The organism is Cyanobium sp. ULC065, assembly GCF_977927515.1.
In genome coordinates, this window is record NZ_OZ376393.1 from 1,094,186 (window position 1) to 1,118,824 (window position 24,639).

A 24,639-nucleotide genomic window follows, 5' to 3' on the forward strand; every position below is an offset into this window, starting at 1 on the left:
CCGGGTTAGGCGTTCATGCTCTGGTGGCCAGTTGATCTTCCAGCAGCATGTTGAACTGCAGCAGCTGCTGATCATTGAGCTGCTGGCGGCTGTTGAGCTGAAAATGCCGCTCCAGGAAGACGCGCCCCTCTGCCGCTCCCCACTGCAGCTGGCCGAGCAGCTGGTCGCTCTGATCCAGCAGGTCGCGGCGACGCAGGGGTGTGGCGGCCTGCTCCGGCCTGCTGCCGGGTGCCAGTTGCTGCAGGGCATTCAGATAGCCCATCAGATCCAGGTAGCGCACCAGGCGGCTGCGGCTCGGATGGTTGAAGGCCCGCGCCAGGTACGCCGCTTCCTCCTCCCGGCCCCATCCCAGTCGCTTGAGTTCCAGCTCTACCTGCGCCAGTTCATCGCTCCAGTCTTCGGGATCGGCTGTGACCTCCGGCTCCGATGGGGAAAGGCCCTGGGGCGTGGGCGCCGCAGAGGCACGGGCTGGCGCTGCTGGTGTGGCCGGCGAGGCGCAAGCCTGATCGGGTGCCGGGGACGTCTCCATGGGCCCAAGAACCTGTGCGGGTGGCGCTGGAAGCGGAGCTTGCGAAACCACAGGCATCACTGCCGCCTGCGCCGGCGCACCCCCACGGCTCAGCGCCAACAGCGGCTGCTCTGCCTCAACCGCGCTGATGGCTGGCTTCTGGGGTGGTGCCTTCGCCGCACCCACCGGCTCCGGCCTGGCGAGGGCAGCGGCGCCGCTTGGGGACCATCGCCTCTGCAGGCGCTCGATGGCGCGGTCTTCCGCCAGTTCCGCCGTGGCGGCCTCGCCCAGAGCGCTGCCGATCAGGGCTCCCTGGTCCCAGGCGCTCACCTTCACCACCCGCTGTCCGGGTTCGGCGTGCACCAGTTCCGCCTGCAGCTGCATCCCGGCTCGCGCTTGGTTTGGCTTTCCTAGAGTGACCGATTCGCGCGCCGCCACTGCCTATGGAAGCGGAGTCGATCGAGTCACTCACACCGCTGCTGCAATCGGCAGACCAGTGGGGGGAGATTCTGCTGCTGCTTCCCCTGCTGGTGGCGATGGAGGCCGTGCTCTCCGCGGACAACGCCATCGCCTTGGCCGCCATCGCGCGTCACCTCGACGATCCGGCCCGCCAGCGGCGCGCCCTCAACCTCGGCCTGCTGCTGGCCTTGGTGTTCCGGATGGCCCTGATCGTGGCGGCTCGCTGGGTGCTGGTCTTCTGGCCGCTGCAGTTGCTGGCGGCGGTCTACCTGCTCTGGCTGTGCATCACCAACCTGGCCGGATCCAGCGAGGCCGGCGGTGAAGCGGCAGGCGCTGCAGCTATCAGCCACGTGGAACCGGCGGTCCAGCGGCTCCACGGTCAGACCCTGGGGTCCGTGGTGGCCACGCTGGCGGTCACCGATCTGGCCTTCTCGCTCGATAGCGTCGCGGCGGCGGTGGCGGTCAGCGACCGGCTCTGGCTGGTGATGACCGGCGGCGTGATCGGTGTGGTGGCCCTGCGCCTCACGGCCGGTCTGTTCATCCGCTGGTTGGAGGAGTACCGGCATCTGGAGCGGGCCGGCTATCTGGCCGTGGGTCTGGTGGGGGTTCGCCTGCTGCTGCGCCTGGCCCTGCCCCAGATCGTCCCCCCCGAATGGGCGCTGCTGCTTGTGGTGGCCTGCCTGTTCGTCTGGGGCTTCTCGCAGCGCAGTGAGCAGCAGACCGGGGAGGTCAGCCCCTGACGCCCCTGCACGTGGATCTGCGCCAGGCCGGCACCGAGCGGTTGCTGGAACGCTTTGAGGTGGCCCACCTGGGCGAGGTGCCCCAGCCGGGCCGTTGGATCGAGCGGGGTCAGCGTTCGTTTCTGGTGCTGCAACGCCACCACCGCTACCAGCTCCGCAACGGACGCTACGAGCTCACCGAGGTGGCGCTGCAGGTCAAACCACAACGGCAACCGGCGGATGCCACCTGGTGGAACAACCACTGGGTGATCGGCGACCCCAGCTGCCGCTTCAATGCCCGCTCCCCGCTGCTGCGCTGCGCTGTCTTGCCTGAAGGCCCCTGCGAGCGCTGCCTGCACCGTGCACCTGTCTGAGGCTTCTCACGGCTGCACCACGAGTGGGATGAAGCGCTGCACCACCGCCAAGTAAAGCGGGATCCCCACGACGATGTTGAAGGGGAAGGTGACACCCAGGGCGCTGGAGATGTAGAGGCTTGGGTTTGCTTCCGGCACCGTCATCCGCATGGCGGCGGGAACGGCGATGTAGGAGGCGCTGGCGCACAGCACCATGAACAGCAGCGCATTTCCCTGCGGCAGGCCCAGCCAACGGGACAGCAGCAGGCCCACCGCGGCATTGAAGAGCGGCATCAGCACGGCGAAGGCGATCAGGTAGCTGCCGGCACGCCGCAGATCGCCGAGCCGCTGTGCCGCCACGATGCCCATGTCGAGCAGAAAGAAGCTGAGGGCGCCGTAAAACAGCTTGCCGGTGAAGGGCTCCATTGTTTCCACCCCCAAGGGGCTGAAGGCCGCCACCAGCAGGCCGATCACCAGACTGCCGATCAACAGCAGCACCGAACTGTTCAGGAAGGCTTCATGCAGCAAGCTGCCCCAGGCCACGCCCGTGCCGATGCCGCCGGCGTGGCGTTGATGACTGGTGAGTTTCACCAACAGCAACCCCACGATGATGGCCGGTGATTCCATCAGCGCCAGGGCCGCCACCATGAAGCCGTCATGGGGGATGTCAGACACCACCAGAAAAGTTTCGGCGGTGATGAAGGTGACGGCGCTGATCGAGCCGTAGGTGGCGGCCACAGCGGCCGCATTGGAGGCGTCGAACTGCCGCCTGAGCACCAGGAAGCTGTAGAGCGGCACCACGGCCGACATCACCACAGCGGCGGCGATCGTGGCGATCACCTGCACGCCCAGGCCGCTGTGTTGCAGCTCCACCCCTCCTTTGAAGCCGATCGCCAGCAGCAAATACAGCGAGAAGAGCTTGGGCAGGGGGGCGGGAATCTCCAGATCCGATCGCACCAGCACCGCAATCACCCCAAGGGCGAAGAAAAGAACCGGCGGAGAGAGCAGATTCTGCAGAATCAGTCCGGTCTGCATCGAGGTTCCCGTGATCGATCAATGGCGCACCGGCAGGCTACAGGTCTAGGCGCTGGGATCCTGGCGACCGGGGACGGTGGGGGATCGAATTTTGAGCGCCGTAATCGTGAGCGAAGGGACAGCAAGTGCCGGAAAAGCGAGCGCTGGATTCAACCCTTCACACCATCGCCGCTGGAGCTAGGAAGGATATAACGCTGAAGCGCAATGAACAACACCAAAACTGGCAGGATCGACACCACTGAACCCGCAGCCACAAGCCGCCAGTCGAGGGAGAAGCTGCTGGCAAGCTGCTGCAATCCGAGCGGCAGTGTATAGAGATTAGGATCATCGAGGATGATCAAGGGCCAGAGAAAATCACTCCAAGTGCCGATGAACACGAACATCGCCAGGGTGATCAGATCGGCCCGGGCCGCGGGAATCATCACGTTCCACCATTCACCCAGCGGCGTGCAGCCGTCGATGCGGGCGGCCTCTTCCAGCTCCACGGGCACTCCGATGAAGCTTTGCCGCAGCAGAAAGATGCCGAAGGCGGTGGCGGCCTGGGGAATGATCAAGGCAAGCAGGGTGTTGCGCAGGCCCAGCTGCACCATCAACAGGTAGAGCGGGATCATCACCACCTGGAACGGAATCAGGATCGTGGCCACCACCAGCGCCAGCACCAGGCCACGGCCGGCGAAGCGCATCCGCGCCAGCGGGTAGGCCGCCAGGGAGCAGAACAGCAGGTTACCCACCACTGCCAGCAGGCTCACCACCGTGCTGTTGAACAGGTAAAGGCCCAGCGGATGTTCAGCGAACAGGCGCCCATAGGCGGTCAGGCTGGGCTGGGCTGGAAACAACGACGGCGGCGAGGCGAAGATGTCTTCGGCCGGACCCTTCAAGGACGTGCTGACCAGCCACAGCAGGGGCACCAGCACCATCAGGGCCACCAGCAGCAGCAGCCCCAGCTGCAGGGCCGGCAGCCACGGCAGCCCCGCGCTCCGCTGGGGCTGCAGCCTGCGGGGAGAGCGGCTCACAGTCGGGGGCGTTCCGCCACCGGCAGCGGTGCGCGCTGGGGGTGCAGAGGCAGCCGTTCGGTGCCCTGCACCAGCCGGTTGAGCGCGTGGATGAAGGCCTGGGCGGCAGCCACCACGATGTCGGTGTCGGCGGCGTGGCCGGAATAGAGCACCCCTTGGTGGCGCAGCCGGATGGTGACCTCCCCCATCGCATCGATGCCCTCGGTGACCGATTTGACGCTGAACTCCACCAGCTCGTTGGGCACGCGTGCCAGCGCATTGAGCGCCTGGCAGACCGCGTCCACCGGGCCTGTGCCGATGGCGGCGCCGGTGAGCTCGGCGCCATCGGCCGTCACCAGGGTGACCGTGGCGGTGGGCTGCAGGTTGGTGCCGGTGCTCACCTGCACCAACTTCAGCGTGTACTGGGCGTCAGGCTGCTGGGCCTGCTCGCTGACGATCGCCTCAAGATCCCGGTCGGTGATCTCGCGCTTGCGGTCGGCCAGCTCCTTGAAGCGGGCGAAGGCGTCGTCGAGGTCTTCGCGCTCGAGGCCGTAGCCGAGCTCCTCCAGCCGGGCGCGGAAGGCACTGCGGCCGCTCAGCTTGCCGAGCGACAGCCGGGTGCTGCTCAGACCGATCGTGCGGGCGTCGATGATTTCGTAGGTGAGGCGGTTCTTGAGAACACCGTCCTGGTGGATGCCGGATTCGTGCGCGAAGGCGTTGGCCCCCACGATCGCCTTGTTGGGTTGCACCGCCATTCCGGTGAGGTTGGACACCAGCCGGGAGGTCTTGGCGATCTCCTCGGTGCGCACGCCCGTGAGCGGCTCGGTGCTGGCGGGGTCGTGGCCGAGGAAGGGGTTGAAGTAGGCGCGGCGCACATGCAGCGCCATCACCAGTTCCTCGAGTGAAGCATTGCCGGCCCGTTCACCGATGCCGTTGATCGTGCATTCGAGCTGGCGGGCGCCGTTCTTGACCGCCTCAAGGAAATTGGCCACGGCCAGCCCCAGGTCGTTGTGGCCGTGCACAGAGATCACCGCCTGAGCGATGTTGGGAACGTGGCGATCAATGCCGGCGATCAGGGCACCGAATTCCGCCGGAGTGGCATAGCCCACGGTGTCGGGGATGTTGATCGTGGTGGCCCCGGCGGCTATGGCGGCTTCGATCACTTCGTAGAGGAACTCCGGGTCGCTGCGGCCGGCGTCTTCGCAGGAGAACTCCACGTCCTCCACCAGGGAGCGGGCATAGGCCACCATCTCGGCGGCGATTTCCACGACCTCGGGCCGGCTCTTGCGCAGCTTGTGCTCCAGGTGGATGTCGCTGGTGGCGATGAAGGTGTGGATGCGCCGCCGCGCCGCCGGCGCCACCGCATCCGCGCAGGCCTTGATGTCGCCGCGCGTGGCCCGGGCAAGCCCGCAGATCACCGGGCCGTCGGAAGTGCCGACGGTTTCGGCGATGCGGTGCACGGCGTTGAAATCGCCCGTGCTGGCGAAGGGGAAGCCCGCTTCGATGATGTCGACCCGTAGGCGCGCCAGCTGTTGGGCGATGGCCACCTTTTCCTCGAGGTTGAGGCTGGCCCGCGGCGATTGCTCACCATCCCGCAGGGTGGTGTCAAAAATCAGAACCCGGCCGGGATCCTTGGCCATGGCCGCTGCAGGTCGAAGTGAGTACGTGTTAGAGGGGATCCTAGACCGAGGGTCCGATCACCACTTCCCGAGGTGAGGGCTCAAGGGAGGCAGCATCCGGGCGGATCACCTGGTGGCGCACCGGTTCTGATCGCGGAGAAGCCTCCGGGATGCTGCGCTGGAACACAGGTGCCTGGACGGCTTCCATCTTCTCGAGCTGGGGTTTGAGCTTGCCCAGGTCGATGAAGCGATCCACCGCATTGCGCAGCTCGCGCGGCACCATGCCATCGGCGTTGATCAAGGTGATCTTCAGGCCTTGGGTGCGGAGCATCTCCACCAGCCGTTCAAGGTCGCGGCTTCCGCTCATCAGCCACAGCTCATCGGTGCGGTGGGCCACGGCCATCAGGTCGAGGCAGATCTCCACATCAAGGTTGGCGCGGGCGAACTGCCGCTGGTCGGGGTCGGTGCCGAACTCCCGCAGCGGTTTGGTTCGCACGGTGAAGCCCAGGCTGGTGAGTGCGTCCCGGAAGGGGCGTTGGTCAGTGGGATCCTTCAGCCCCGTGTACCAGAAGGCGCTGCCAAGATCCGTGACGCCTTCCGCGGCCAGCTCCAGCAGGCGGCGTGGATCGAAGAACCAGCCGAGCTTCTGCTGGGCGTAGAACATGCCGTGCCCGTCAACTGCCAGACAGCGACGCATCACTCGTTTCGTTAAACAAAAACTGTAGAGACCACCCTCTGCCAGCTGTGTCCCTGCCGACCCCGACCCCGGCCGTGCCGCTGACCATTTTCATGGCGAAGCTCGTGGCGGAGGGCGTCGTGGTGGAACCGTCCCCGTACACTCCCGTGAACGGCTGGAATGGCAATGGCCACAGGCGAACTGGCCCTGGTCCTCCATGCCCATCTCCCATACGTCCGCAGCAGCCAGCCCGGCTCGCTGGAGGAAGACTGGTTCTTTCAGGCACTGCTGGAGAGCTACCTGCCGCTGCTCGAGTTGCTCGAAGCTGCCTCTGAGGATCCCGCCCAGGCGCCCCGTCTCACCCTCGGCCTTTCCCCCACGCTTCTGTCGCTGCTGAGCGCGCCTGACCTGCAGGCCCGTTTCCCCGCCTGGATTGATCAACGCCTGGCGTTGTTGCCACTGGCGCTTCCCCCGCATCTGGAGGCGGCCGAGGCTCTGGAGGCCCAGCTCACCCACACACGCCAGCAGTGGCAGGCCTGCGGCGGTGATCTGCTGGCTCGTTTCCAGCGGCTCTGGCAGCTGGGCGTGGTCGACCTGCTCACCTGTGCCGCCACCCACGGCTACCTGCCGCTGCTGCGGGCCACCCCCGAGGCGGTGCGAGCCCAGCTGCTCACCGCCATCCGGGAACATGAGCGGCTGCTGGGCGCACGCCCGCAGGGGATCTGGCTGCCGGAGTGCGCCTACTTCGAAGGGCTCGATCAGCAGCTGGTGGCCTGCGGTCTGCGCTACGCGGTGCTCGATGCCCATGGGCTGCTGCACGCCCTGCCCCGTCCGCGCTATGGCGTGTATGCCCCGATCTGTTCGCCCGCCGGGGTGGCCTTCTTCGCCCGTGATGGGGCTTCCACCCTGCCGGTGTGGTCGGCCTCGGAGGGGTACCCAGGCGATGGCGCCTACCGGGAATTCCACCGGGATCTGGGCTGGGATCTCTCCAGCGAGGCCCTCACTGCGGTGGGAATCGAGACCCCCCGGCCGCTCGGTCTCAAGCTGCACCGGGTGTCCGCCAGGGGCACGCCACTGGAGCGGAAGCTGCCCTACCTGCCGGGGCCGGCCGAGCAGCGGGCCGATGAGCACGCCGCCACCTATCTGCGCGGGCGCGCCGGGGAGCTTGACCATCTGAGCAGCGCCATGGACCGGCCACCGCTGCTGGTGGCGCCGTTCGATGCGGAGCTGTTCGGCCACTGGTGGTACGAGGGGCCCCGCTTCCTGGCCCAGCTTTTCCTGCAGGCGCCTGCCCTCGGCATCGGTTTCACCACCCTGCGCGATGTGCTGCGCCGCGGAGACGGGCTGCAGATCTGCCGCCCCTCTCCCTCCAGCTGGGGCCAGGGGGGGTACCACCACTACTGGCTCAACGAAAGCAATGCCTGGGTGGTGCCCGAGTGGAACCGGGCCTCGGCGGCCATGGTGGAGCGGGTGAACCGGGGGGTGGGCAGTGCCTCCCAGCTCCAGCGCCTCAACCAGGCGGGCCGTGAGCTGCTGCTGGCCCAGTCCTCCGACTGGAGCTTCATTCTCAGGGCCGGCACCACCACCGAACTGGCGAAGGAGCGGATCCGCACGCACCTGGATCGCTTCTGGCGCCTGCTGGCGGCGATCGACAGCGGCAACGATCCCCCCGGTGGCTGGCTGGCGGCGGTGGAACGGGAAGATCCGCTGTTCCCGCTCATCAACGCCGCCGACTGGGCCACACGGCCGCCGCGTTAGCCCGGCCAACGGCCCGAGGCTCGCAGAACACAGCCGACAGCCCGCACCGCCGCCCGAGGGCTAGCGCTCGCAGCTCAGAGGCCAGAACGCACAGCCCGCAGCCCACTGACCAGGGCCCACAACCCGTGCTCGAATCAGAGCGGAGCCGTTCCGCTCTGCGTGGAGTTTGGCCATGTTTCAGCATCTGCTCGTTCCCACCGACGGCTCCCGGCTTTCGCTGGCCGCCGCTGCTGCCGCCTGCCGTTTCGCCCGTGAGGCCGGAGCCCGCCTCACCGTCCTCAACGTGCGGGCCAATGCGCCGCTTGGGCTCACCTACGGCGCCGGTGAATGGATCCAGCCCAGCACCCTGCAGGAAATCGAGGACGTGGGCAGGGAGGCTTCCCAGCGGGCCCTGGCGGAGGTGATGAGCCTCGCCGCAGAGGAAGGCGTGGAGGCGGCAAGCGAAAGCGTGGTCAACGACTCGCCGTCGGAGGCGATCCTGGCGGCGGCGGACCGCCACGGCTGTGACCTGATCTTCATGGCCTCGCATGGGCGGCGCGGCCTCACCGGGCTGCTGATCGGCAGTCAGACGCAGCGCGTGCTCGCCCAGGCCAAGCAGCCAGTGCTGGTGTTCCGCTGATCCCGTCAGGGTCAGTCCAAAGTCTCGGCTCGGGAGTGTCAGCCCAGCAGTTTCAGCCCGCCAGCGCCCGCCAGGCCAGGGCGAGCTCCTTGCCCTGCGGCAGCATCAGGCCGAGCCGAACATCGCTGGGGGCCTGCCCGAACAGGCCCAGCATCGCCTGCACCAGCTGCGGCACGGTGAGGGTGTTGGCCAGAAAACCGGTCCACTGCGGCTGGGGCAGATGGAAGAAGGTGTCGAAGAAGTGGCAGAGCTCCGCGTGCGAGAAGCGCATCAGCTTTTCGAGCCCGAAACGGTAGATCGCCTGCTTGCGCACCAGCTCGGCAGACCAGAGCGTCTGCCAGGCCTGCTGCGCCACTTCGCGTGAGGAGGTGGTCTGGTTGGCCAGGCCGGCGGCAATCGCGGCCGCCAGGCCGGGGGCGCGGCGCAGCAGCCCCCCCACCATGTAGCCCGAGGCAGGGTGCACCATGCTGGCGGCCCCACCGAAACCCACCACCTGCTGGGTCAGATCCGGCAGCGGCAGAGTCATCGGGAACAGGCAACGCTCCGTTTCCCGCACCTGCTCCACCCGGATGCCCCGGTGGGCCAGCCGTTGGTGCAGACGCCGCTCCAGCAGGCCGAACGAGAGCGGCGGGGCGAGGGCGAGGGAGGTTTCCTCCACGAAGAACTCCCCCTGCCCCAGGTCCATCGCGTAGAGGAAGGTGGGCGGCTCCAGCCGCTCCTCTGCCTTGAGGTGATCGTTGCGGTAATCCATCAGCACGAACTGCCCTTCCGCCACAGGGTCGGCGGAGAAGCGGCCCACGAGGCCGAAGGCGGCCTGCTGGGCGACCGGGCCGCGCTCGGGGCGGCGGACGAACACCGGCGCATGGCCACTGGCATCCACCACCAGCCGGGCCGTCAGGCTGGTGCCCTCGGCGGTGGTGACCACCGAGCTGTGGGACTCATGGCGGATGGCCGTCGCCTGGCCGCGATGCCAGCGGAGTTGTCCGGCGCAGGCCTCGAGCCAGTGCCGCTGCAGCCGCTGGCGATCGAAGAGGCCGTAGTCGTGATGCAGGGCCAGGGGGCCCGCCCCGAAATCGGCCACGCAATCCGACCAGCGATGCCCGAGCAGATCGCCGAGGCCGAGGGCATCGAGTTCACGGCCCCAGATGCCATAGGTGTTCTGCCAGGGGCTGAGCGGATCGGTGGCGGCCAGGGCCTCCACCTCCAGCCCCTGGCGGCACAGTTCGGCGGCGATGGCCAGAGCGGCCGGGCCGGAGCCGATCAGCAGGGCGTCGGCGCTCAGCTGTCTTCCTCGCCGGTCAGTTCCGCGGCTGCATCGGTGCGTTCCATGGGTTCGCCGGTGGGCGCCACGCTTTCGGCGGTGAGGGCCAGGGTGTCGCTGACAGGCTCCAGCGTTTCGCTGCCGTCGTTTTCGGCGGCAGGCGGCACCAGCACCACTTCCGTGAGCCGGTCGCCGGAATCGAGCCGCTGCAGCTTCACCCCCGTGGCGGCCCGTGACTGCTGCGGAATGGCGTCGGAAGGCATCCGCACGATCACCCCCTTTTCGCTGACCAGCATCAGCTCTTCGCCGGAGCCGAGCACCTTGAGCCCCACGAGTACATCACCATCGCGACGGAACTTGATCGCGCGCAGCCCCAGACCGGCGCGCCGCTGCAGGCGGAACTGGTTCACCGGGACCCGCTTGCCCAGGCCACTGGCGGAGGCCACCAGCACCCAGGGTCCTTCGCTCACCGCCACTTCGGCGTCGGCATCCCCATCGGCTTCGTCGCCGTCCTCCTCCGCGCTGCTGCTGGCGATGCGGTCGGCCAGCTCGGCCGGCAGCACATCCATGCTCACCAGTTCGTCGCCGGCGCGCAGTGCCATCGCCCGCACGCCGCGGGCGGTGCGGCCCAGCGGACGCAGTTCCCCGTCGGTGAGGCGGAAGTGGATCGTCATGCCCCTGAGCGAGCCGATCAGCACGCTGTCGCCCGGCAGGGCCAGACGCACCCAGCGCAGGGCGTCGCCTTCCTCCAGCCCGATAGCGATCAAGCCATTGGAGCGGATGTTGGCGAAGGCCGAAAGACGGGTGCGCTTGATGTAGCCGCCGCTGGTGAGCATCAGCAGCTGCACGTTGTCTTCGAAGGCGCTGACCGCGAGCAGCGTGGTGATCTGCTCTTCCCGTGGAATCGGCAGCAACTGCACCACGGGGGTTCCCTTGGCAGCGCGGCTGCCCACCGGGATGCGATAGGCGGGCACGGCATACACCACGCCCCGGTCGCTGAACAGCAGAAGGGTGTCATGGTCGTTGCAACTGATGAACAGCCGCACCGCTTCTTCTCCCTGGCTGCGGGTGCCGGCCTTGCCACGGGTGCCGCGGCTGGTGGCCTCGAATTCGCTCACCGGCATGCGCTTGAGGTAGCCGTTTTCGGTGAGCAACACCACCGAGCGCTCGTTGGCGATCAGGTCGATGTCCTCGAGGCCACCTTCGAGATCGAGGATCTCGGTGCGACGGGGGGAGTCGTAGCGGGCGCGGATCTTGCCGATCTCCTCCCGGATCAGGCCCAGCACCCGTTCACGCCGGCCAAGGATGTCCTTGTAGTCGGTGATCTTGGCCACCAGATCCTCGTGCTCGAGCCGGATCTTGTCGGCTTCCAGCGCGGTGAGCCGGCGCAGCTGCATCTGCAGGATGGCGTCCGCCTGGATCTCGCTGAGGCCGTGGCGCTCCTGCAGCTGTTGCCGTGCTGTGGCGGTGTCGGCGGCGGCGCGGATCAGGGCGATGATCGGATCGAGCTGCTCGAGCGCCAGCAGCAGGCCCAGCAGGATGTGGTCGCGCTCTTCGGCCTTGCGCAGCAGATAACGGGTGCGCCGCTCGATCGTTTCGATGCGGAAATCGAGGAACACCTGCAGCATCCGCCGCAGGGTGAGCAGGATCGGCTCACCATTCACCAGCGCCAGCATGTGAGCGGAGAAATTGCACTGCAGCGGCGTGAGCTTGAACAGGTTGTTCAGCACCACCTGCGGATAGGCATCACGCCGCAGTTCGATCACGATGCGCATGCCATCGCGATCACTTTCGTCGCGGATGTCAGAGATTCCTTCGAGCTTCTTGTCGTTCACCATCTCGGCGATGCGCTCGATCATCGCCGCCTTGTTGGTTTGATAAGGAAGCTCAGTGATGATCACCGCATCCCGATCTGGCCGACCGGGGACTTCAAGGGTTTCGATCGCCGCGACACCGCGCATGGTGATCGATCCTCGGCCCGTGAGATAGGTTTCACGGATTCCGCTGCGGCCGAGAATCTGGCCGCCGGTGGGGAAATCCGGGCCGGGAATGATCGCCATCAGCGAGCGATCGTCCACCTCGGGATTGTCGATCAGGGCCAGCAGCCCATCGATCAATTCCGTGAGGTTGTGGGGCGGAATGTTGGTGGCCATGCCCACCGCGATCCCTGAGGACCCATTGAGCAGCAGATGAGGAACCCGCGCCGGCATCACGGTGGGTTCCTGCTGTGATCCATCGAAGTTGTCGATGAAATCGACCGTTTCCGCCTCGATGTCCTCCAGCAGGCTGTCAGTGGTAAGGGCCTGCAGCCGCGATTCCGTGTACCGCATGGCCGCCGGTGGGTCGTTGTCGACCGAACCGAAGTTGCCGTGCCCATCAATCAGGGGCATGCGCATGGAGAAGTCCTGGGCCATGCGCACCAGGGCGTCGTACACGGCGGTGTCGCCGTGGGGGTGGTATTTGCCGAGCACTTCGCCCACCACACGGGCGCATTTCCGGTAAGGCCTGTCGCTGGTGAGGCCGAGTTCGTACATCGCATAGAGAATGCGTCGATGCACCGGCTTGAGGCCATCGCGGGCATCGGGCAACGCCCGGCCCACGATCACGCTCATCGCATACTCCAGATAGGAGCGCGACATTTCGTTTCGCAGGTCGGTTTGGATGATCCGCCCGTCGGACTCGCCGGGTCCTGTTGGGTCCGCCATCTCTCACCACTTATCCGTGAGCCACTTTAATCGAGGCCCAGCCGCCTTGTTCGGTTCCGGTTTCCGACGCCCTCCTCAGCCTTGACCCGGCCACCGATGTCCCTGGCTCCCCGCAGCGAAGCCGATCTCCAGCAGCGCCAGCGCAGCGGTGATCTGCGCGTGCTTGCTGCCGCCGATTTCCGGGTGCTGGTGGCGACAGGCGGCCTGGAAGCGGCCTACGCCGCCACCGACGTGGTGGTGGCCGCCAATGCGGAGTTCACCGACCAGGCCACGTTGCAGCTCAGCCTCGGGCCGGTGGATCCGCCTCTGCGCATCCGTGAGGCCCGGCTCGACGGGGTGCTCGCCCAGGGGGCGGGTGGCACCGCGGGCCTGTGTCTGCCGATCGGCGGCGGGCTGGGCGAACCGCTGCGCCAGGGGGGCGCTCAGGTGCTGGACGCCCTGCTGGCCGGTCGCGAACTGGAGCTGACACTCACCGGTGAGGCCACCGCCTCCCACCCGCGCCGCGAATACCGGGGCCGCCTCTCGCTGGAGCGCCTGGGCGGAGCACGCCTGCTCCTGCATCGCGCCATCGCCGAAAACGGGGTGGTGGCGGTGAGCAGCGCAGAGGGAGTGGTGCGCAGCCCTTACGGACCCTTGCTCGGTCCCTACGGCAACGCCCTGTACAGCAGTTCGGGCAGCAGCAGCATCGGGCTCACCATGCCCTCACTGGCCTGGCTCGGTCCGGGCTCGCCCGTGCTGGTGGCGGGGGCGGTGGGCTGGGTGATCGGGGCCGGCCATGGGCATCAGCCCGGCACGCGGCGGCTGCCCAGCGGGCATGCGCGCACTCCCGGGGCGGTCGCGGCCGTGAGCGTCGACCTGCACGGGCTGCGGCCCGAATGGATCCGCGCCTGTTTCTTCGAGGGACACGGCAGTGCCCTGATGGTGCCGATCGCCGTTCCCGTGCCCCTGCTCGATCTCGCCATGGCCCACCGGGCGTCGATCGGCGACGACCAGCTGGAAGCGCCCGTGCTCGATTTCTCGATCCCGCGCCGTATCCGCCCCGGGTTCGGTTTTGTGCCCTACAGCCACTTGCTGGCGGGCAAGATCCAGGTGGATGGTCGCCGCATCCCCTGCGCGCCGGCCCACAGCCCGCGCCTGGCCCGGGAGATCGGCACCTGCTTGATCGAGCTGCTGCGGCAGGGACGCTTCCCGCTGCGCGGCCCGCTGGAGCCGCTGTCGGCGCGCCCGGGCCTGATCCCTCTGGAGGGCTGATCGCCCTGCCAGGGGCTGTTGTGCCGGCCCGCTGCAACGGTCTGCCGAAGCGAGGCCTCGCCCTGCCGGAAGCGCCGTAGGCTCCCGGTGCGGTTTTTCTGGCAGTCGATGACCGAGCCTTCCGCTTCCTCCAACGCGCCGTTCCTTCCCGGTGAGCAACCGCCGGCGCACGAGCCCGTCGGGGAGGTCGCCGCTCCCATGCCCTCCAGCGGGGAGCACGGCGTTGCCGACCCCGCTGATCTGCCCCCGGCTGACCCCGCCGCTGTCGTTGGCGTGGATGCTGATGCCGCGCCCATGTGGCACTCGGCCCCGGAGCCGATGCTGCAGCCTGAACCGCTGACCCAGCCTGTGGCGGCAGTGGAAGCTGAAGTCTCTCCTCTCCTGCCCACGGGCGCGCCCGTGGATTCGGAGGTTGGCTCCCAGCCGGCTCCGGTTGATGCGTCGCCAGCTGCAGACCCGGTGAACGCTGCCGCGTTTGCTGCAGCACCTACTGGAGCAGGTGGTCAAGCCTCTGCCGAACCGCCTGCCACGCCCGCCGAGCTCCTGCCGGAGCCCAAGCCAGCCCCCGCACCAGCCCCCACCCCTGAACCCGCTGTGGCGGCCACCGTGCACGTACCGGCTGCACCGGACACCGCTGAGGGCGGTGGCGAATGGGACCTGCTGCTGGCCAAGCTGCGCGAATGGATCGGCAGCGGACGCCTCCAGCAGATGCTGGTGCAGTACCAGGGGCCCTTGCGTGCGGTTGCTCTGGCGCTTGCCCTGGTGCTGGTGCTGCGCCTCTACGGCGCCGTGATCGGCGCGATCGACAGCCTGCCCCTGCTGCCGGGTCTTCTGGAGCTGGCCGGGGTGATCTGGCTGAGCCGCTTTGCGGCCACCCGTCTGGTGCGCAGCAGCGACCGTCAGGAACTGATCGCATCGCTGGAGCAGCGTTGGCGGGCATTCCGCGGCAACGAATGAGGCCGCCCGTCGGGTTGGGCCGTGCCGGATCGGGAGGCTGACAGGCCTGTTGATAGCTTGGCCCGACTGCGACGACCATCCACCGGTGACCATTCAGTTAGGCGGGAAGCGCACCGTCCGTCGTGCCTACGGGATCGACGAGATCGCTCTGGTTCCCGGAGGTCGCACGGTTGACCCGGAGGTCACCGACAGCCGCTGGAGCCTCGGAGGCATCGACCGCGAGATTCCGATCATCGCCAGCGCGATGGACGGGGTGGTGGATGTGGCGATGGCCGTTGAGCTCTCCCGCCTCGGCTCACTGGGGGTGCTCAACCTCGAAGGCGTCCAGACCCGCTACGAAGACCCCAACCCTGCGCTCGACCGCATTGCGGCGGTGGGCAAAGAGGATTTCGTTCCCCTGATGCAGGAGCTGTACAGCCAGCCCGTGCAGGAAGAGCTGATCCGTCGGCGCATCGCCGAGATCCGCGAACAGGGCGGTATCGCCGCAGTCAGTGCCACCCCTGCGGCAGCGCTGCGCTTCGGCAAGGCAGTGGCGGAAGCCGGTGCTGATCTCTTCTTCGTGCAGGCCACGGTGGTGTCCACCGAGCACATCGGCCCGGAGGGCCGCGAGCGGCTCGATCTCGCCACCCTCTGCCGCGATATGGGCGTGCCGGTGGTGATCGGCAACTGCGTCACCTACGACGTGGCCCTGGAGCTGATGCGCGCCGGTGCTTCCGGGGTGCTGGTGGGCATCGGCCCCGGTGCCGCCTGCACCTCCCGCGGGGTGCTCGGGGTGGGCATCCCCCAGGCCACCGCTGTCGCCGACTGCGCCGCCGCCCGCGACGATTACGAGCGGGAAACCGGGCGCCGTGTGCCGGTGATCGCCGACGGCGGCATCGTCACGGGTGGTGACATCTGCAAGTGCATCGCCTGCGGAGCGGATGCCGTGATGATCGGCTCGCCGATCGCGAGGGCGGCCGAAGCACCGGGCCGCGGCTTTCATTGGGGCATGGCCACACCGAGCCCGGTGCTGCCCCGCGGCACCCGCATCAGCGTCGGCACCACGGGCAGCCTCGAGAAGATCCTGCGTGGCCCCGCCAGCCTCGATGACGGCACCCAGAATCTGCTGGGCGCGCTCAAGACATCGATGGGCACCCTGGGCGCCCGCACCCTGCGTGAGATGCAGCAGGTGGAGGTGGTGGTCGCCCCTTCCCTGCTCACCGAAGGCAAGGTGTACCAGAAGGCCCAGCAGCTGGGCATGGGCAAGTAGAGCCCTTTCGCATTGCCCGATTCGCTGCGGACTTTCCGGCGGTTTTCCAGCAATGAGACGCCGCTGGACAGGCCGAGACGGGGGCTAGTCTCGTGCCGTGGGGGCTACGGCTCGCACACTCCTCACACCACCCCGCCCGGCGCGTCCGGGCATTTTCTCTTCCAACGTTCGGTGGCGGTCCCGGGAATGATGCCAAGGCCGTTGCTACATTGGCAAAACCTTGTCCCTCCCTCGAATGTCCAGCGCCACTGCCGTCACCGACGCCTCTTTTGAGCTTGATGTGCTCAAGAGTGATGTGCCCGTGCTGGTGGATTTCTGGGCTCCCTGGTGTGGACCCTGCCGCATGGTCGCCCCGATCGTCGATGAAATCGCCAAGGAATTCGAAGGCCGCATCAAGGTCTTCAAGCTCAACACCGACGAAAACCCCAACGTCGCCAGCCAGTACGGCATTCGCAGCATTCCCACCCTGATGGTCTTCAAGGGTGGTGTGAAAGTCGACACCGTCGTTGGTGCCGTGCCGAAGAACACCCTCTCCGGCACCATCACCAAATACCTCTGAGTTCTCCCCTCGCCCCTCCCGGCGTGTTGTCGCAGCCTGCCTCCGCCGCCACGCCGGATCCACGTCCTTCGCTCTCCACGGCGGCGGAACCCTCAGTCGGCTCCACTCCGCCGCTCTTCAGTGTCGGCCAGCCAGAGGCAGAGAGAGCATGGGAGCATCAAGCCCCAGAGCTCAGCAACCACCCCCAGCGGCTGCTGATCGATCGGTCGATCGCCACCTTGATGCGGATCGCCGATAGCGGCGCCGATGGGGAAGATTGGGGGCTGATCAGTGGCACGCTTCAGGACATCCAGCAGGCGCTGCAGATGTTCGAGCAGCACCGGCGCACCCGCAAGGTCACGGTCTTCGGCTCAGCCCGCACCGCCCCGGGCACCCCTTGCTACAGGCTCAGCGAAGAATTGGCCGGCCGTGCCATCGCGGCAGGTTTCGATGTGATCACCGGCGCTGGTGCCGGTGTGATGGAGGCGGCCAATCGTGGCGCCGGCAGCGAGCACGGTTTCGGCCTGAACGTGCAGTTGCCGTTCGAGCAGCAGCCCAATCCCTACATCGCCGGTCGTAGCGATCGCCTGGTCGACTTCCGCTACTTCTTCACCCGCAAGCTTTTCTTCCTGCGCGAGTGCGATGCGCTGGTGGTGCTGCCGGGAGGTTTCGGCACGCTTGATGAATTGTTCGAGTCGCTGACGCTCATCCAGACCGGCCGCATTGCTCCAATTCCCGTGGTGCTGCTGGCCCCTCCGGGTGATCCCTTCTGGGCCAACTGGCGGCACACGCTCCGCCACGACCTGATCGATCGTGGGCTCGTCAGTGAGGCGGATGCTGCTCTCTTCTGCGATGCCAGCAGCGCCGCCGAGGCGATGGCGCAGATCTGCCGCTTCTACCGCGTGTTCCATACCGCCAGGCTGGTGAATGATCGCCTTGAGCTGCTGCTGCACGCCCCCCTCACGCCCGCGCAGCTGGCCATGCTGAACCAGCGCTTCGCCGATCTGCTGAACAGCGGGCAGATTGAGCACGATGAAGTCTGTGATCTTTCCGATCAGCTCCGACCTTCGCTGCGCTTCGATTTCAACGACCGCAAGGTGGGCCGGCTCTATCAGCTGATCGAGCATCTCAACGGTCTCGACATTCAGGGCGCGCCGGAACCGCACCACCCAGAACAACGTCGCTGTACCTTCACTTCCTGATGGCCCTTCTTCTCTTTCTTCCTCCCCCAGTTCTTCTGCCGGGGGCACATCGGCTGCTGACTGATCCCCTGCAGCTTCTGCTGCTCAGGACACAGCTGCCGGCGTTTCGCTCGCCTTTACTGGAGAGTCCGCTGCCATGAGCAGGATCGGATTGATCGATTACGGCATGGGCAATCTCCATTCCGTGCGCCGCGCGATCGAGCGCCTCGGTGCCGAGGTGGTGCCTGTGCAGGAAGCCGCCGCGATGCAGGCCTGCCATGCCTTGATCCTGCCGGGCGTGGGCGCTTTCGACCCCGCCATGCAGCGGCTGAAGCAGGCGGATCTGATCGAACCCCTGAAAGCTTGGTGCGGCTCCGGTGGACGCCTGCTGGGGATCTGCCTGGGGCTGCAATTGCTGTTCGAGAGCAGTGAGGAGGGGGAGCGCGAGGGCCTGGGTCTGCTGGCCGGACGGGTGCGGGCCCTGCCGCGCACGCCCGATCACCCGATTCCTCACATGGGCTGGGCGCCGCTGCTGCCGGGCGCGCCATCACCGCTGCTGCCAGCGGACCAGCCGCCTGCCTGGGTCTACTTCGTGCATTCCTTCGCCGCCGATCCCTCGGAGGCCGCCTGCATCACCGCCCAGGTGGCCTACGGCGATGCCCGGGTCACGGCCGCGGTATGGCAGCAGAACGTGGCGGCCTGTCAGTTCCACCCGGAGAAATCCGGGCCGGTGGGTCAGCGTATGTTGCGCCGCTGGCTGGGCTGGGTGGAGAATGCCGCCGCATGACCCTGCGGATCAGTGGCGGCCGCCGGCTGATCAGCCCAGCGGGTTCGGCGGCCAGACCCACCACCTCGCGGGTGCGGCTCGCGGTGATGAACCTGCTCAGCGCGCGGCTGGAGGGAGCGCGCTGGCTCGATCTCTGCTGCGGTAGCGGGGTCATGGGCTGCGAAGCGCTGCAGCGTGGTGTGGCGGCGGTGGTGGCGGTGGATCAGGACCGGGGGATGGCGTCCACGGCCCGGACCAACCTGGAAACGGTGCGTGCGGGGCTGAGGCGGCCGGTGACGGTGGAGGTGCTCTGCCGGCCGTTGCCGCGCTGGCTGGAGGGCGGTGGCGCCTGCCGTACGGCTGGTGGACCCTTCGATCTGATCTATGTGGATCCGCCCTATGGCGCGGGTCTGCATCAACCGATCGCGGCGGCGGTGCTTGAGCACGGCTGGATGGCCGCCGGTGGGTTGTTGGTGTGGGAGTGCGGTAGCGGCCGTGTGCCTGAAGCACCGCCCGGCTGGGAGCTGAGCCAGCAACGCCGCTACGGCAGCTCGGAAGTGGTGGTGCTGAGGCCCCTTAGCCAGCAAGAGAGTCCCGCAGAATCCTCAATGGGACAGGGTCCAGAGGAGCGCCTTTGAGGGGCTGCGAGTGATGGCCTGGGAGTCCCGGACCCGCTGGCCTCCTGAGCCAGTGGTCTGATCACCTGCTGGCCTCATGACCAGCTTGAAGGATGTTCAGGCCGCCCCAGCCTCTTGGTTCAGGCAAGCAGCGCCGGTTCAGCCGCCGAGGGCGCTGCCACGGCGGTACTGGTTCCAGGCCGCCACGAACAACCCCAACAGGGTGACGGGAATCAGGCCCAGCACGATGCCGCAGAGCAGGGGTTCGATCATGGAGAGCCAGCCACACAGAAGTGACGCAATTGTTTCACGTCTGCGGCAGTGTGGAGGGAGCAGCGTGGCGTTCCTTGACAGGTGATCTGACCCCGACAACGGCTCCTGAGGGGGCAGCGGAGGCCACCTTCCGCCGTCAGGGTCTGATCACAGCGATGGCGCTGATGGCGGCTGCCGCCTGCGCGCTGCTGGCCCTGGGGCTGCTCCCCTCCATCCAGGGCGACCCCTACACCCGCCAGACCCTGGATCTGGTCGGCTCGGCCGATCGCGGCAGCCGGCTGTTCCTGATCAACTGCGCCGGTTGTCATGGCATTGCCGGCCAGGGGCTGGTGGGCCCGAGCCTGCATGGCGTCACCCAGCGCAAGAACGACCGCCGGCTCGTGCAGCAGGTGGTGAGCGGTCGCACTCCGCCCATGCCCCGTTTTCAGCCTGATCCCCAGGCCATGGCCGACCTGATCGCCCATCTCCACGCACTGGCGTGACGGCCCCTGCGCCCCCTCCCTGCCCACCGGTGGTGGTGTTGGTGGAACCTGCTGGGCCTCTGAATGTGGGCAGCGCCGCCCGCCTCTGCGCCAATTTCGGCATCGTCGAGCTGCGCCTGGTGGCGCCCCGCTGCGATCACCTCGGCGATGAAGCCCGCCGCATGGCCGTGCATGCCCAGCCGCTGCTGGAGCGGGCCGTTGTTTTTCCCGCTCTGGCCGCCGCCATCGCCGATTGTCGCCGCGTCGTGGCCGCCAGTGGCCGGCCGGAGGCGGCACCGGTGGCCGTGGTGGACCCGCCCGAGGCTTTTGCCTGGCTGGCGGCGGGTGACGGAGAAGGCGATGGCGACGGGGCCTCAAGTGCGGCCCGCGGCCCCGGCGGCTCCCGTGGTCCCGACAGCCCTGGCCGCCACCACAGCCCTGCGGATACCCCTGTCCCGGCCACGGTGCCGAAGGTGGCTGCCCTCGTGTTCGGCCGCGAAGACCGGGGACTGAGCAATGACGAACTCCTGCAGGCCGGACGGGTGCTGCGCATCGCCGCCGATCCCGCCTACACCTCGCTAAACCTGTCCCATGCGCTGGCCATCGTGTTGTACGAGTGGCACCGGTTCCACGCCCGCCCGTCTGGTCCAGGCCCCGGGCCCACCACGGCGCTGCCCACCCCGGTTCGGCGCGCCGACCTGGAGGCTGCGCTGGCCGATGCCCAGGCGCTGCTGCTGGAGGTGGGTTTTCTGCTGCCGCACACGGCCCATGCCCGCATGGCCAAGGTGCGAGGCCTGCTGCAGCGGGCCCAGATCGATGCCGATGAAGTGGCCATGGTGCGCGGCATGGTCCGGCAGCTGCGCTGGGCCACCGATCGCCGGACCCCTTAACGTCCTGCCAATCCATTTCTTTTGTCTGTGCGCTCGGGCCGCCCCCCCCGATCCGGATCCACCGGCTGGTTCCAGCCCCTGGCTCTGGTGCTGCGATTGCTGGTGATGGGCGTCGGTCTCGGCGTCATCACTGGCACGGTGCTGAAACAGCTCGCCCCCCGGATGGCCCAGGGAGCGATGGACACGCCGCGCATGGGAGCTGCCACCACGCCGGTGTCGCCCCTGCAGCAGGGCATCCCGCTGGGCAGTTTCGAACCGCGCAAGGAGCTCACGGCTCTCAGCGCCCGCTGGAAGGCCCTGGCGGCGGCCCAGAAGGATCTAAAGGTGGGAGGGTTCCTGCTGGTGCTTGATGACGGCCGCTTCGCCCAGCTGAATCCCGACACGCCCCTGCCTGCCGCCAGCTCGATCAAGACCCCGATCCTGCTGGCGGCGCTTGAGGACCTCGACCGCGGCAAGTTGCGCTGGGGCGAACCCCTGCCACTCACCAAGGAGGTGGTGGGCGGTGGTGCCGGCTGGATGGCCAATCGTCCGCTCGGCACCCGTTTCCCCTTCTACGAAGCGGCCACCGAGATGATCCGCGTCAGCGATAACAGCGCCACCAACCTGCTGATCAAACGGGTGGGCGGGAAGCTGGCCATCAATGCCCGCTTCCAGGCGCTTGGCCTTCCTGCCACCGTGGTGAACAACTGGCTTCCCGATCTGGAGGGCACCAACACCACGAGCCCCCACGACCTCGCCCGTTCCATCGCCCTGGTGGATACCGGCGCCAAGCTCAGTCCACGGGCACGGGATCACTTCCGCACGATTCTGGGCACCTCCCGCACCAATACCCTCCTGCCCGCCGGGGTGCTCAAGGGGATCGGTGGCGATTCCAGCGACCCCGACAGCGAACTGCTCGCCCGCGGCATCACCGTGCTCAACAAGACCGGCGACATCGGCATCGCCTACTCCGATGCCGGACTGATCGAACTGCCCAACGGTCAGCGGGCCGTGGCGGCCTTCATGGTCAAGGGCCCTTTCAACGATCCCCGCTCCACCGATCTGATCCGGGCGATGGCCGCGACCATGAGCGAAACCCTGATCGGCCGTTCCCCTGCTCCCACCCCGCGATGAATCCGCAAGCTCCCCGCAACCGCCGCTGTCGGTGGCTGAGCTCCCTGCTGCCAGCTGTTGCCGGTGGCGTCCTGGCGCTGGGCGCGAGTGGCGGGGCCGCCGCCGATCCGGTGACCACTCTGGCGGCCACTCCCGCGGCCAAGCCAGCTGCGGCGCCTGCCCCTGCTCCCGCCCCCGCTGCGGCTCCCACCACCGTGCTGCGGCCCCAGCAGGTGCGGCCGCTGCCCGGAAAGCTCGATCAGGTGCCGCTGATCAATGACAACAACCCCGAGCTGATCACGGGGCCCGGCATCCTGCTCTCCACCTTCGATGGGGCCGCCACCCTGGGCGGGAAGCCCCTCGGTGTGCCGGCGGCTCACCTCAACCGTCCCCTGAAAGGTCGCTTCGATCTGTTCAGCCATCACGTTTATGCCGGACGGCCCGAAACCGTGGATTCCACCCTCTGGCTGGGGGTGGTGGCGGCGCCCAGCGGCCCGCGGCCGGTGCGGCTGCAGTTGATCAGCGGTTCCACGGCGCTGTCGCAGGCCACCGACCCGAAGCAGGCGGACGCCCCCTTCCTGCCCCTGCCGGCGCTGGTTCCCCACGACGGCACCTCTGCGTTTTCCGGCCCCGGCAGCCGGGTGGCGGCTGAACTGCTGCAGCAGCGCCGCAGCCCTGAGATTCCCGCCCAATGGCAGCTGCCGGCCGGAGAACTCACCACCCTGGTGGCGCTGCCGATCCCGGTGCGCGGACTCGACCCTCTGCTCAACGGCCGCAACCTGCAGCTGCGGCTGGTGAGCGACGGGCCGGTGCAGGTCGCCACCCTGGCCGCCTTCGGCGGTGACCAGCCCCCATCGGACGCCACCTGGCTGGAGCTGTTGCGGGGCGGGCTCAGCCCCAAGGAGCACCAGCCCACTCCGCGCGGCGCCAAGGGGCGGATCATCTATTCACGGGTCAGTGGCGTGCAGCTGGGCAGCCGTTGGACCGGTACGCTCACCGATCCCGGCAGCCCGGTGCTGTCGGTGCGCAGCGCCCCGGTGTCGTGGCCGATCGCCGGGCTGGAGCTGGGCACCCTTGGCACCGGCCAGGTGCAGACCGCCGAGCTCGATCCCTTCTATCCCGGCACTGCCTGGGCCGCCCACGGCAACTACGGCGTCGAGTACGACCTGCGCCTGCCGCTGCGGAACGACAGCGATCAGCCGAGCGTGCTTTCGCTGGCGCTGGAGTCGCCCCGCAAGACGGACAAGCCGCTGGGGGGGTTGAGCTTCAACGCCACCGAGGCCCGGCCGGTGATGTTCCGCGGCACCGTGGAGGTGAGTGGCCTCGACGATCCTCAGGGCCGGCGGATGGGCCGGCGCTGGTTCCACCTGGTGCAGCGCCAGGGGCAGCAGGGGCCTGAGCTGGGCCGCGTTCGGCTCCAGCCTGGAGAGCGGCGCGAGCTGCGCGTGCGCTTGGTCTACCCAGCTGATGCCACCCCACCCCAGGTGCTCACCCTGCTGCCGGTGCCCGCCGCTCCGGCGGAAACCTCAGCTGTGAAACAATCCGAACCCGTGCCGAGCTGTCGTCCGTGAGTCAGACCCGCAAGCGCAGGGTGTTCCCCTTCACCGCCATCGTCGGCCAGGAGGAGATGAAGCTCGCCCTGCTGCTGAACGTGATCGATCCCCGCATCGGCGGCGTGATGATCATGGGCGACCGGGGCACGGGCAAGTCGACCACCATCCGCGCTCTGGCCGATCTGCTGCCAGCCATCCCGGTGGTGGCCGGCGACCCCTACAACAGCTCTCCCACCGACCCCGACCTGCAGAGCAGCGAGGTGCGCGCGCGGGCCGAATCCGGCGAGACCCTGCCGGTGGAACCTCGCCAGGTGCCGATGGTGGACCTGCCGCTGGGTGCCACCGAAGACCGTCTCTGCGGCACGATCGACATCGAGAAAGCCCTCAGCGAGGGCATCCGGGCGTTTGAGCCGGGCCTGCTGGCCAAGGCCAACCGCGGTCTGCTCTACGTCGATGAGGTGAACCTGCTCGACGACCACCTGGTGGACGTGCTGCTCGACTCGGCCGCCTCTGGCTGGAACACGGTGGAACGGGAAGGAGTGAGCGTGCGGCACCCGGCGCGTTTCGTGCTGATCGGCTCCGGCAACCCGGAGGAAGGGGAGCTGCGGCCCCAGCTGCTCGATCGCTTCGGCATGAGCGTGGAGGTGCGCACCGTGCGCGATCCCGAGCTGCGCGTGCAGGTGGTCGACCAACGCACCGGCTTTGATGCCGACCCCGAGGCCTTCAGTGCCCAGGTGCAGGACGTTCAGGAAGCCCTGCAGGCCAGGGTGGTGGAGGCTCAGAACCGGTTGCCGTCGGTGGTGATCGACGACGACCTGCGGGTGCGCATCTCGGCGGTGTGCGGCGAACTGGATGTGGATGGTCTGCGCGGCGACATCGTCACCAACCGGGCGGCCCGGGCCCTGGCCGCCTTTGAGCACCGCAACGAGGTCACCGACGACGATGTGGCCCGGGTGGTGGCCTGCTGCCTGCGCCATCGCCTGCGCAAGGATCCACTGGAGCAGATCGACACAGGCGATCGGGTGATCAAAGTGTTCTGCAAGGTGTTCGAGCGGCCTGAGCCAAGCGACCGCAACGGTTTCGAACTGGCCCTGGCGGCCTGAGCCT

Annotated in this window: 24 protein-coding genes; 16 read left to right on the plus strand and 8 right to left on the minus strand. The window is 67.9% G+C overall.

The features are described 5' to 3' along the window. Positions 1 to 13: 13 nt before the first annotated feature. On the minus strand, positions 14 to 892 hold the full coding sequence (locus ACXMDP_RS05245; RefSeq protein ID WP_259728846.1) for a hypothetical protein: 879 nt from the start codon (positions 890 to 892) through the stop codon (positions 14 to 16). A gap of 59 nt (positions 893 to 951) precedes the next feature. Between ACXMDP_RS05245 and ACXMDP_RS05250 the strand changes: the two genes are divergently transcribed. Then, entirely contained in the window at positions 952 to 1,707 is a 756-nt protein-coding gene (locus ACXMDP_RS05250; RefSeq protein ID WP_094510253.1) for a TerC family protein, read from the plus strand. Positions 1,708 to 1,712: 5 nt separating this feature from the next. Then, a complete protein-coding gene (locus ACXMDP_RS05255) occupies positions 1,713 to 2,060 on the plus strand; it encodes a DUF6464 family protein (RefSeq protein WP_259728925.1) in 348 nt (115 codons plus the stop codon). Positions 2,061 to 2,066: 6 nt separating this feature from the next. Here the strand turns inward: ACXMDP_RS05255 and ACXMDP_RS05260 are convergent, their stop codons facing one another. The 4 genes from ACXMDP_RS05260 to ACXMDP_RS05275 all read right to left on the minus strand — a co-directional run bounded on the left by ACXMDP_RS05260 (position 2,067) and on the right by ACXMDP_RS05275 (position 6,382). After that, complete coding sequence (locus tag ACXMDP_RS05260; protein WP_259728845.1) at positions 2,067 to 3,074, minus strand: sodium-dependent bicarbonate transport family permease; 1,008 nt, start codon at positions 3,072 to 3,074, stop codon at positions 2,067 to 2,069. Between the two features lie 149 nt (positions 3,075 to 3,223). Beyond that, positions 3,224 to 4,066 carry a carbohydrate ABC transporter permease gene (locus tag ACXMDP_RS05265; RefSeq protein ID WP_259728924.1) on the minus strand — a complete coding sequence of 281 codons (843 nt, stop codon included), beginning with the start codon at positions 4,064 to 4,066 and terminating at the stop codon, positions 3,224 to 3,226. 17 nt (positions 4,067 to 4,083) lie between these two features. After that, positions 4,084 to 5,706, minus strand: a complete 1,623-nt coding sequence (locus ACXMDP_RS05270; RefSeq protein WP_457767102.1) for a 2-isopropylmalate synthase — start codon at positions 5,704 to 5,706, stop codon at positions 4,084 to 4,086. Between the two features lie 40 nt (positions 5,707 to 5,746). Then, positions 5,747 to 6,382 carry a LabA-like NYN domain-containing protein gene (locus tag ACXMDP_RS05275; RefSeq protein WP_311134095.1) on the minus strand — a complete coding sequence of 212 codons (636 nt, stop codon included), beginning with the start codon at positions 6,380 to 6,382 and terminating at the stop codon, positions 5,747 to 5,749. A 165-nt stretch (positions 6,383 to 6,547) separates the two neighbouring features. Between ACXMDP_RS05275 and ACXMDP_RS05280 the strand changes: the two genes are divergently transcribed. Together ACXMDP_RS05280 and ACXMDP_RS05285 are read left to right on the plus strand one after the other, a co-directional pair. Beyond that, the gene (locus ACXMDP_RS05280) at positions 6,548 to 8,119 is read left to right on the plus strand and encodes a 1,4-alpha-glucan branching protein domain-containing protein (RefSeq protein WP_259728923.1); all 1,572 of its coding nucleotides are present in this window, start codon (positions 6,548 to 6,550) and stop codon (positions 8,117 to 8,119) included. 172 nt (positions 8,120 to 8,291) lie between these two features. Next, positions 8,292 to 8,738, plus strand: a complete 447-nt coding sequence (locus ACXMDP_RS05285; protein ID WP_094510259.1) for a universal stress protein — start codon at positions 8,292 to 8,294, stop codon at positions 8,736 to 8,738. Between the two features lie 52 nt (positions 8,739 to 8,790). Here ACXMDP_RS05285 and crtL read toward each other — a convergent pair whose 3' ends face one another. Both crtL and gyrA read right to left on the minus strand, forming a co-directional pair. Then, on the minus strand, positions 8,791 to 10,020 hold the full coding sequence (gene crtL, locus ACXMDP_RS05290) for a lycopene beta cyclase (protein ID WP_259728922.1): 1,230 nt from the start codon (positions 10,018 to 10,020) through the stop codon (positions 8,791 to 8,793). Then, on the minus strand, positions 10,017 to 12,704 hold the full coding sequence (gyrA, locus tag ACXMDP_RS05295; RefSeq protein ID WP_259728843.1) for a DNA gyrase subunit A: 2,688 nt from the start codon (positions 12,702 to 12,704) through the stop codon (positions 10,017 to 10,019). Before gyrA ends, crtL begins: the two co-directional genes overlap by 4 nt. Positions 12,705 to 12,800: 96 nt before the next feature. Between gyrA and ACXMDP_RS05300 the strand changes: the two genes are divergently transcribed. From ACXMDP_RS05300 to rsmD, 7 genes are all read left to right on the plus strand, one after another. After that, positions 12,801 to 13,955: a homocysteine biosynthesis protein gene (locus ACXMDP_RS05300; RefSeq protein ID WP_259728842.1), complete on the plus strand. Its 1,155-nt coding sequence runs from the start codon at positions 12,801 to 12,803 to the stop codon at positions 13,953 to 13,955. 108 nt (positions 13,956 to 14,063) lie between these two features. Continuing rightward, complete coding sequence (locus tag ACXMDP_RS05305; protein ID WP_259728841.1) at positions 14,064 to 14,912, plus strand: CAAD domain-containing protein; 849 nt, start codon at positions 14,064 to 14,066, stop codon at positions 14,910 to 14,912. Positions 14,913 to 14,997: 85 nt separating this feature from the next. Next, positions 14,998 to 16,161 (plus strand): GuaB3 family IMP dehydrogenase-related protein, encoded by a 1,164-nt coding sequence (locus ACXMDP_RS05310; protein ID WP_259728840.1) that lies wholly within the window; start codon positions 14,998 to 15,000, stop codon positions 16,159 to 16,161. Positions 16,162 to 16,396: 235 nt separating this feature from the next. Continuing rightward, on the plus strand, positions 16,397 to 16,720 hold the full coding sequence (trxA, locus tag ACXMDP_RS05315) for a thioredoxin (protein ID WP_094510265.1): 324 nt from the start codon (positions 16,397 to 16,399) through the stop codon (positions 16,718 to 16,720). A gap of 26 nt (positions 16,721 to 16,746) precedes the next feature. Beyond that, on the plus strand, positions 16,747 to 17,901 hold the full coding sequence (locus ACXMDP_RS05320; protein ID WP_259728839.1) for an LOG family protein: 1,155 nt from the start codon (positions 16,747 to 16,749) through the stop codon (positions 17,899 to 17,901). Positions 17,902 to 18,037: 136 nt separating this feature from the next. Next, on the plus strand, positions 18,038 to 18,667 hold the full coding sequence (gene hisH, locus ACXMDP_RS05325) for an imidazole glycerol phosphate synthase subunit HisH (RefSeq protein ID WP_259728838.1): 630 nt from the start codon (positions 18,038 to 18,040) through the stop codon (positions 18,665 to 18,667). Then, positions 18,664 to 19,284 (plus strand): 16S rRNA (guanine(966)-N(2))-methyltransferase RsmD, encoded by a 621-nt coding sequence (rsmD, locus tag ACXMDP_RS05330; RefSeq protein WP_259728837.1) that lies wholly within the window; start codon positions 18,664 to 18,666, stop codon positions 19,282 to 19,284. Before hisH ends, rsmD begins: the two co-directional genes overlap by 4 nt. A gap of 138 nt (positions 19,285 to 19,422) precedes the next feature. Here rsmD and petG read toward each other — a convergent pair whose 3' ends face one another. Continuing rightward, entirely contained in the window at positions 19,423 to 19,536 is a 114-nt protein-coding gene (gene petG / locus ACXMDP_RS05335; protein WP_006041770.1) for a cytochrome b6-f complex subunit V, read from the minus strand. A 74-nt stretch (positions 19,537 to 19,610) separates the two neighbouring features. Here petG and ACXMDP_RS05340 point away from each other — a divergent pair, with 74 nt between their 5' ends. The 5 genes from ACXMDP_RS05340 to bchI are packed head-to-tail and all read left to right on the plus strand — an operon-like array spanning position 19,611 to position 24,635. After that, on the plus strand, positions 19,611 to 20,018 hold the full coding sequence (locus tag ACXMDP_RS05340; protein ID WP_233132697.1) for a c-type cytochrome: 408 nt from the start codon (positions 19,611 to 19,613) through the stop codon (positions 20,016 to 20,018). After that, positions 20,015 to 20,887, plus strand: a complete 873-nt coding sequence (locus ACXMDP_RS05345) for an RNA methyltransferase (RefSeq protein ID WP_457767103.1) — start codon at positions 20,015 to 20,017, stop codon at positions 20,885 to 20,887. Before ACXMDP_RS05340 ends, ACXMDP_RS05345 begins: the two co-directional genes overlap by 4 nt. A 27-nt stretch (positions 20,888 to 20,914) precedes the next feature. Beyond that, positions 20,915 to 22,000 (plus strand): serine hydrolase, encoded by a 1,086-nt coding sequence (locus tag ACXMDP_RS05350; protein WP_457767203.1) that lies wholly within the window; start codon positions 20,915 to 20,917, stop codon positions 21,998 to 22,000. Beyond that, positions 21,997 to 23,550, plus strand: a complete 1,554-nt coding sequence (locus ACXMDP_RS05355; RefSeq protein ID WP_259728835.1) for a DUF3370 domain-containing protein — start codon at positions 21,997 to 21,999, stop codon at positions 23,548 to 23,550. The genes ACXMDP_RS05350 and ACXMDP_RS05355 overlap by 4 nt, the downstream gene beginning before the upstream one ends. Then, positions 23,547 to 24,635 carry a magnesium chelatase ATPase subunit I gene (gene bchI / locus ACXMDP_RS05360; RefSeq protein ID WP_094510271.1) on the plus strand — a complete coding sequence of 363 codons (1,089 nt, stop codon included), beginning with the start codon at positions 23,547 to 23,549 and terminating at the stop codon, positions 24,633 to 24,635. Before ACXMDP_RS05355 ends, bchI begins: the two co-directional genes overlap by 4 nt. Positions 24,636 to 24,639 lie beyond the last annotated feature (4 nt).

Excerpts from the sequence above, each read along its gene's own strand:
- ACXMDP_RS05245 (WP_259728846.1), bottom strand. The coding sequence starts at position 892 with ATGCAGCTGCAGGCGGAACTGGTGCACGCCGAACCCGGACAGCGGGTG.
- ACXMDP_RS05250 (WP_094510253.1), top strand. The coding sequence starts at position 952 with ATGGAAGCGGAGTCGATCGAGTCACTCACACCGCTGCTGCAATCGGCA.
- ACXMDP_RS05260 (WP_259728845.1), bottom strand. The coding sequence starts at position 3,074 with ATGCAGACCGGACTGATTCTGCAGAATCTGCTCTCTCCGCCGGTTCTT.
- ACXMDP_RS05270 (WP_457767102.1), bottom strand. The coding sequence starts at position 5,706 with ATGGCCAAGGATCCCGGCCGGGTTCTGATTTTTGACACCACCCTGCGG.
- ACXMDP_RS05275 (WP_311134095.1), bottom strand. The coding sequence starts at position 6,382 with ATGCGTCGCTGTCTGGCAGTTGACGGGCACGGCATGTTCTACGCCCAG.
- ACXMDP_RS05280 (WP_259728923.1), top strand. The coding sequence starts at position 6,548 with ATGGCCACAGGCGAACTGGCCCTGGTCCTCCATGCCCATCTCCCATAC.
- ACXMDP_RS05285 (WP_094510259.1), top strand. The coding sequence starts at position 8,292 with ATGTTTCAGCATCTGCTCGTTCCCACCGACGGCTCCCGGCTTTCGCTG.
- gyrA (WP_259728843.1), bottom strand. The coding sequence starts at position 12,704 with ATGGCGGACCCAACAGGACCCGGCGAGTCCGACGGGCGGATCATCCAA.
- ACXMDP_RS05300 (WP_259728842.1), top strand. The coding sequence starts at position 12,801 with ATGTCCCTGGCTCCCCGCAGCGAAGCCGATCTCCAGCAGCGCCAGCGC.
- ACXMDP_RS05305 (WP_259728841.1), top strand. The coding sequence starts at position 14,064 with ATGACCGAGCCTTCCGCTTCCTCCAACGCGCCGTTCCTTCCCGGTGAG.
- trxA (WP_094510265.1), top strand. The coding sequence starts at position 16,397 with ATGTCCAGCGCCACTGCCGTCACCGACGCCTCTTTTGAGCTTGATGTG.
- hisH (WP_259728838.1), top strand. The coding sequence starts at position 18,038 with ATGAGCAGGATCGGATTGATCGATTACGGCATGGGCAATCTCCATTCC.
- rsmD (WP_259728837.1), top strand. The coding sequence starts at position 18,664 with ATGACCCTGCGGATCAGTGGCGGCCGCCGGCTGATCAGCCCAGCGGGT.
- petG (WP_006041770.1), bottom strand. The coding sequence starts at position 19,536 with ATGATCGAACCCCTGCTCTGCGGCATCGTGCTGGGCCTGATTCCCGTC.
- ACXMDP_RS05355 (WP_259728835.1), top strand. The coding sequence starts at position 21,997 with ATGAATCCGCAAGCTCCCCGCAACCGCCGCTGTCGGTGGCTGAGCTCC.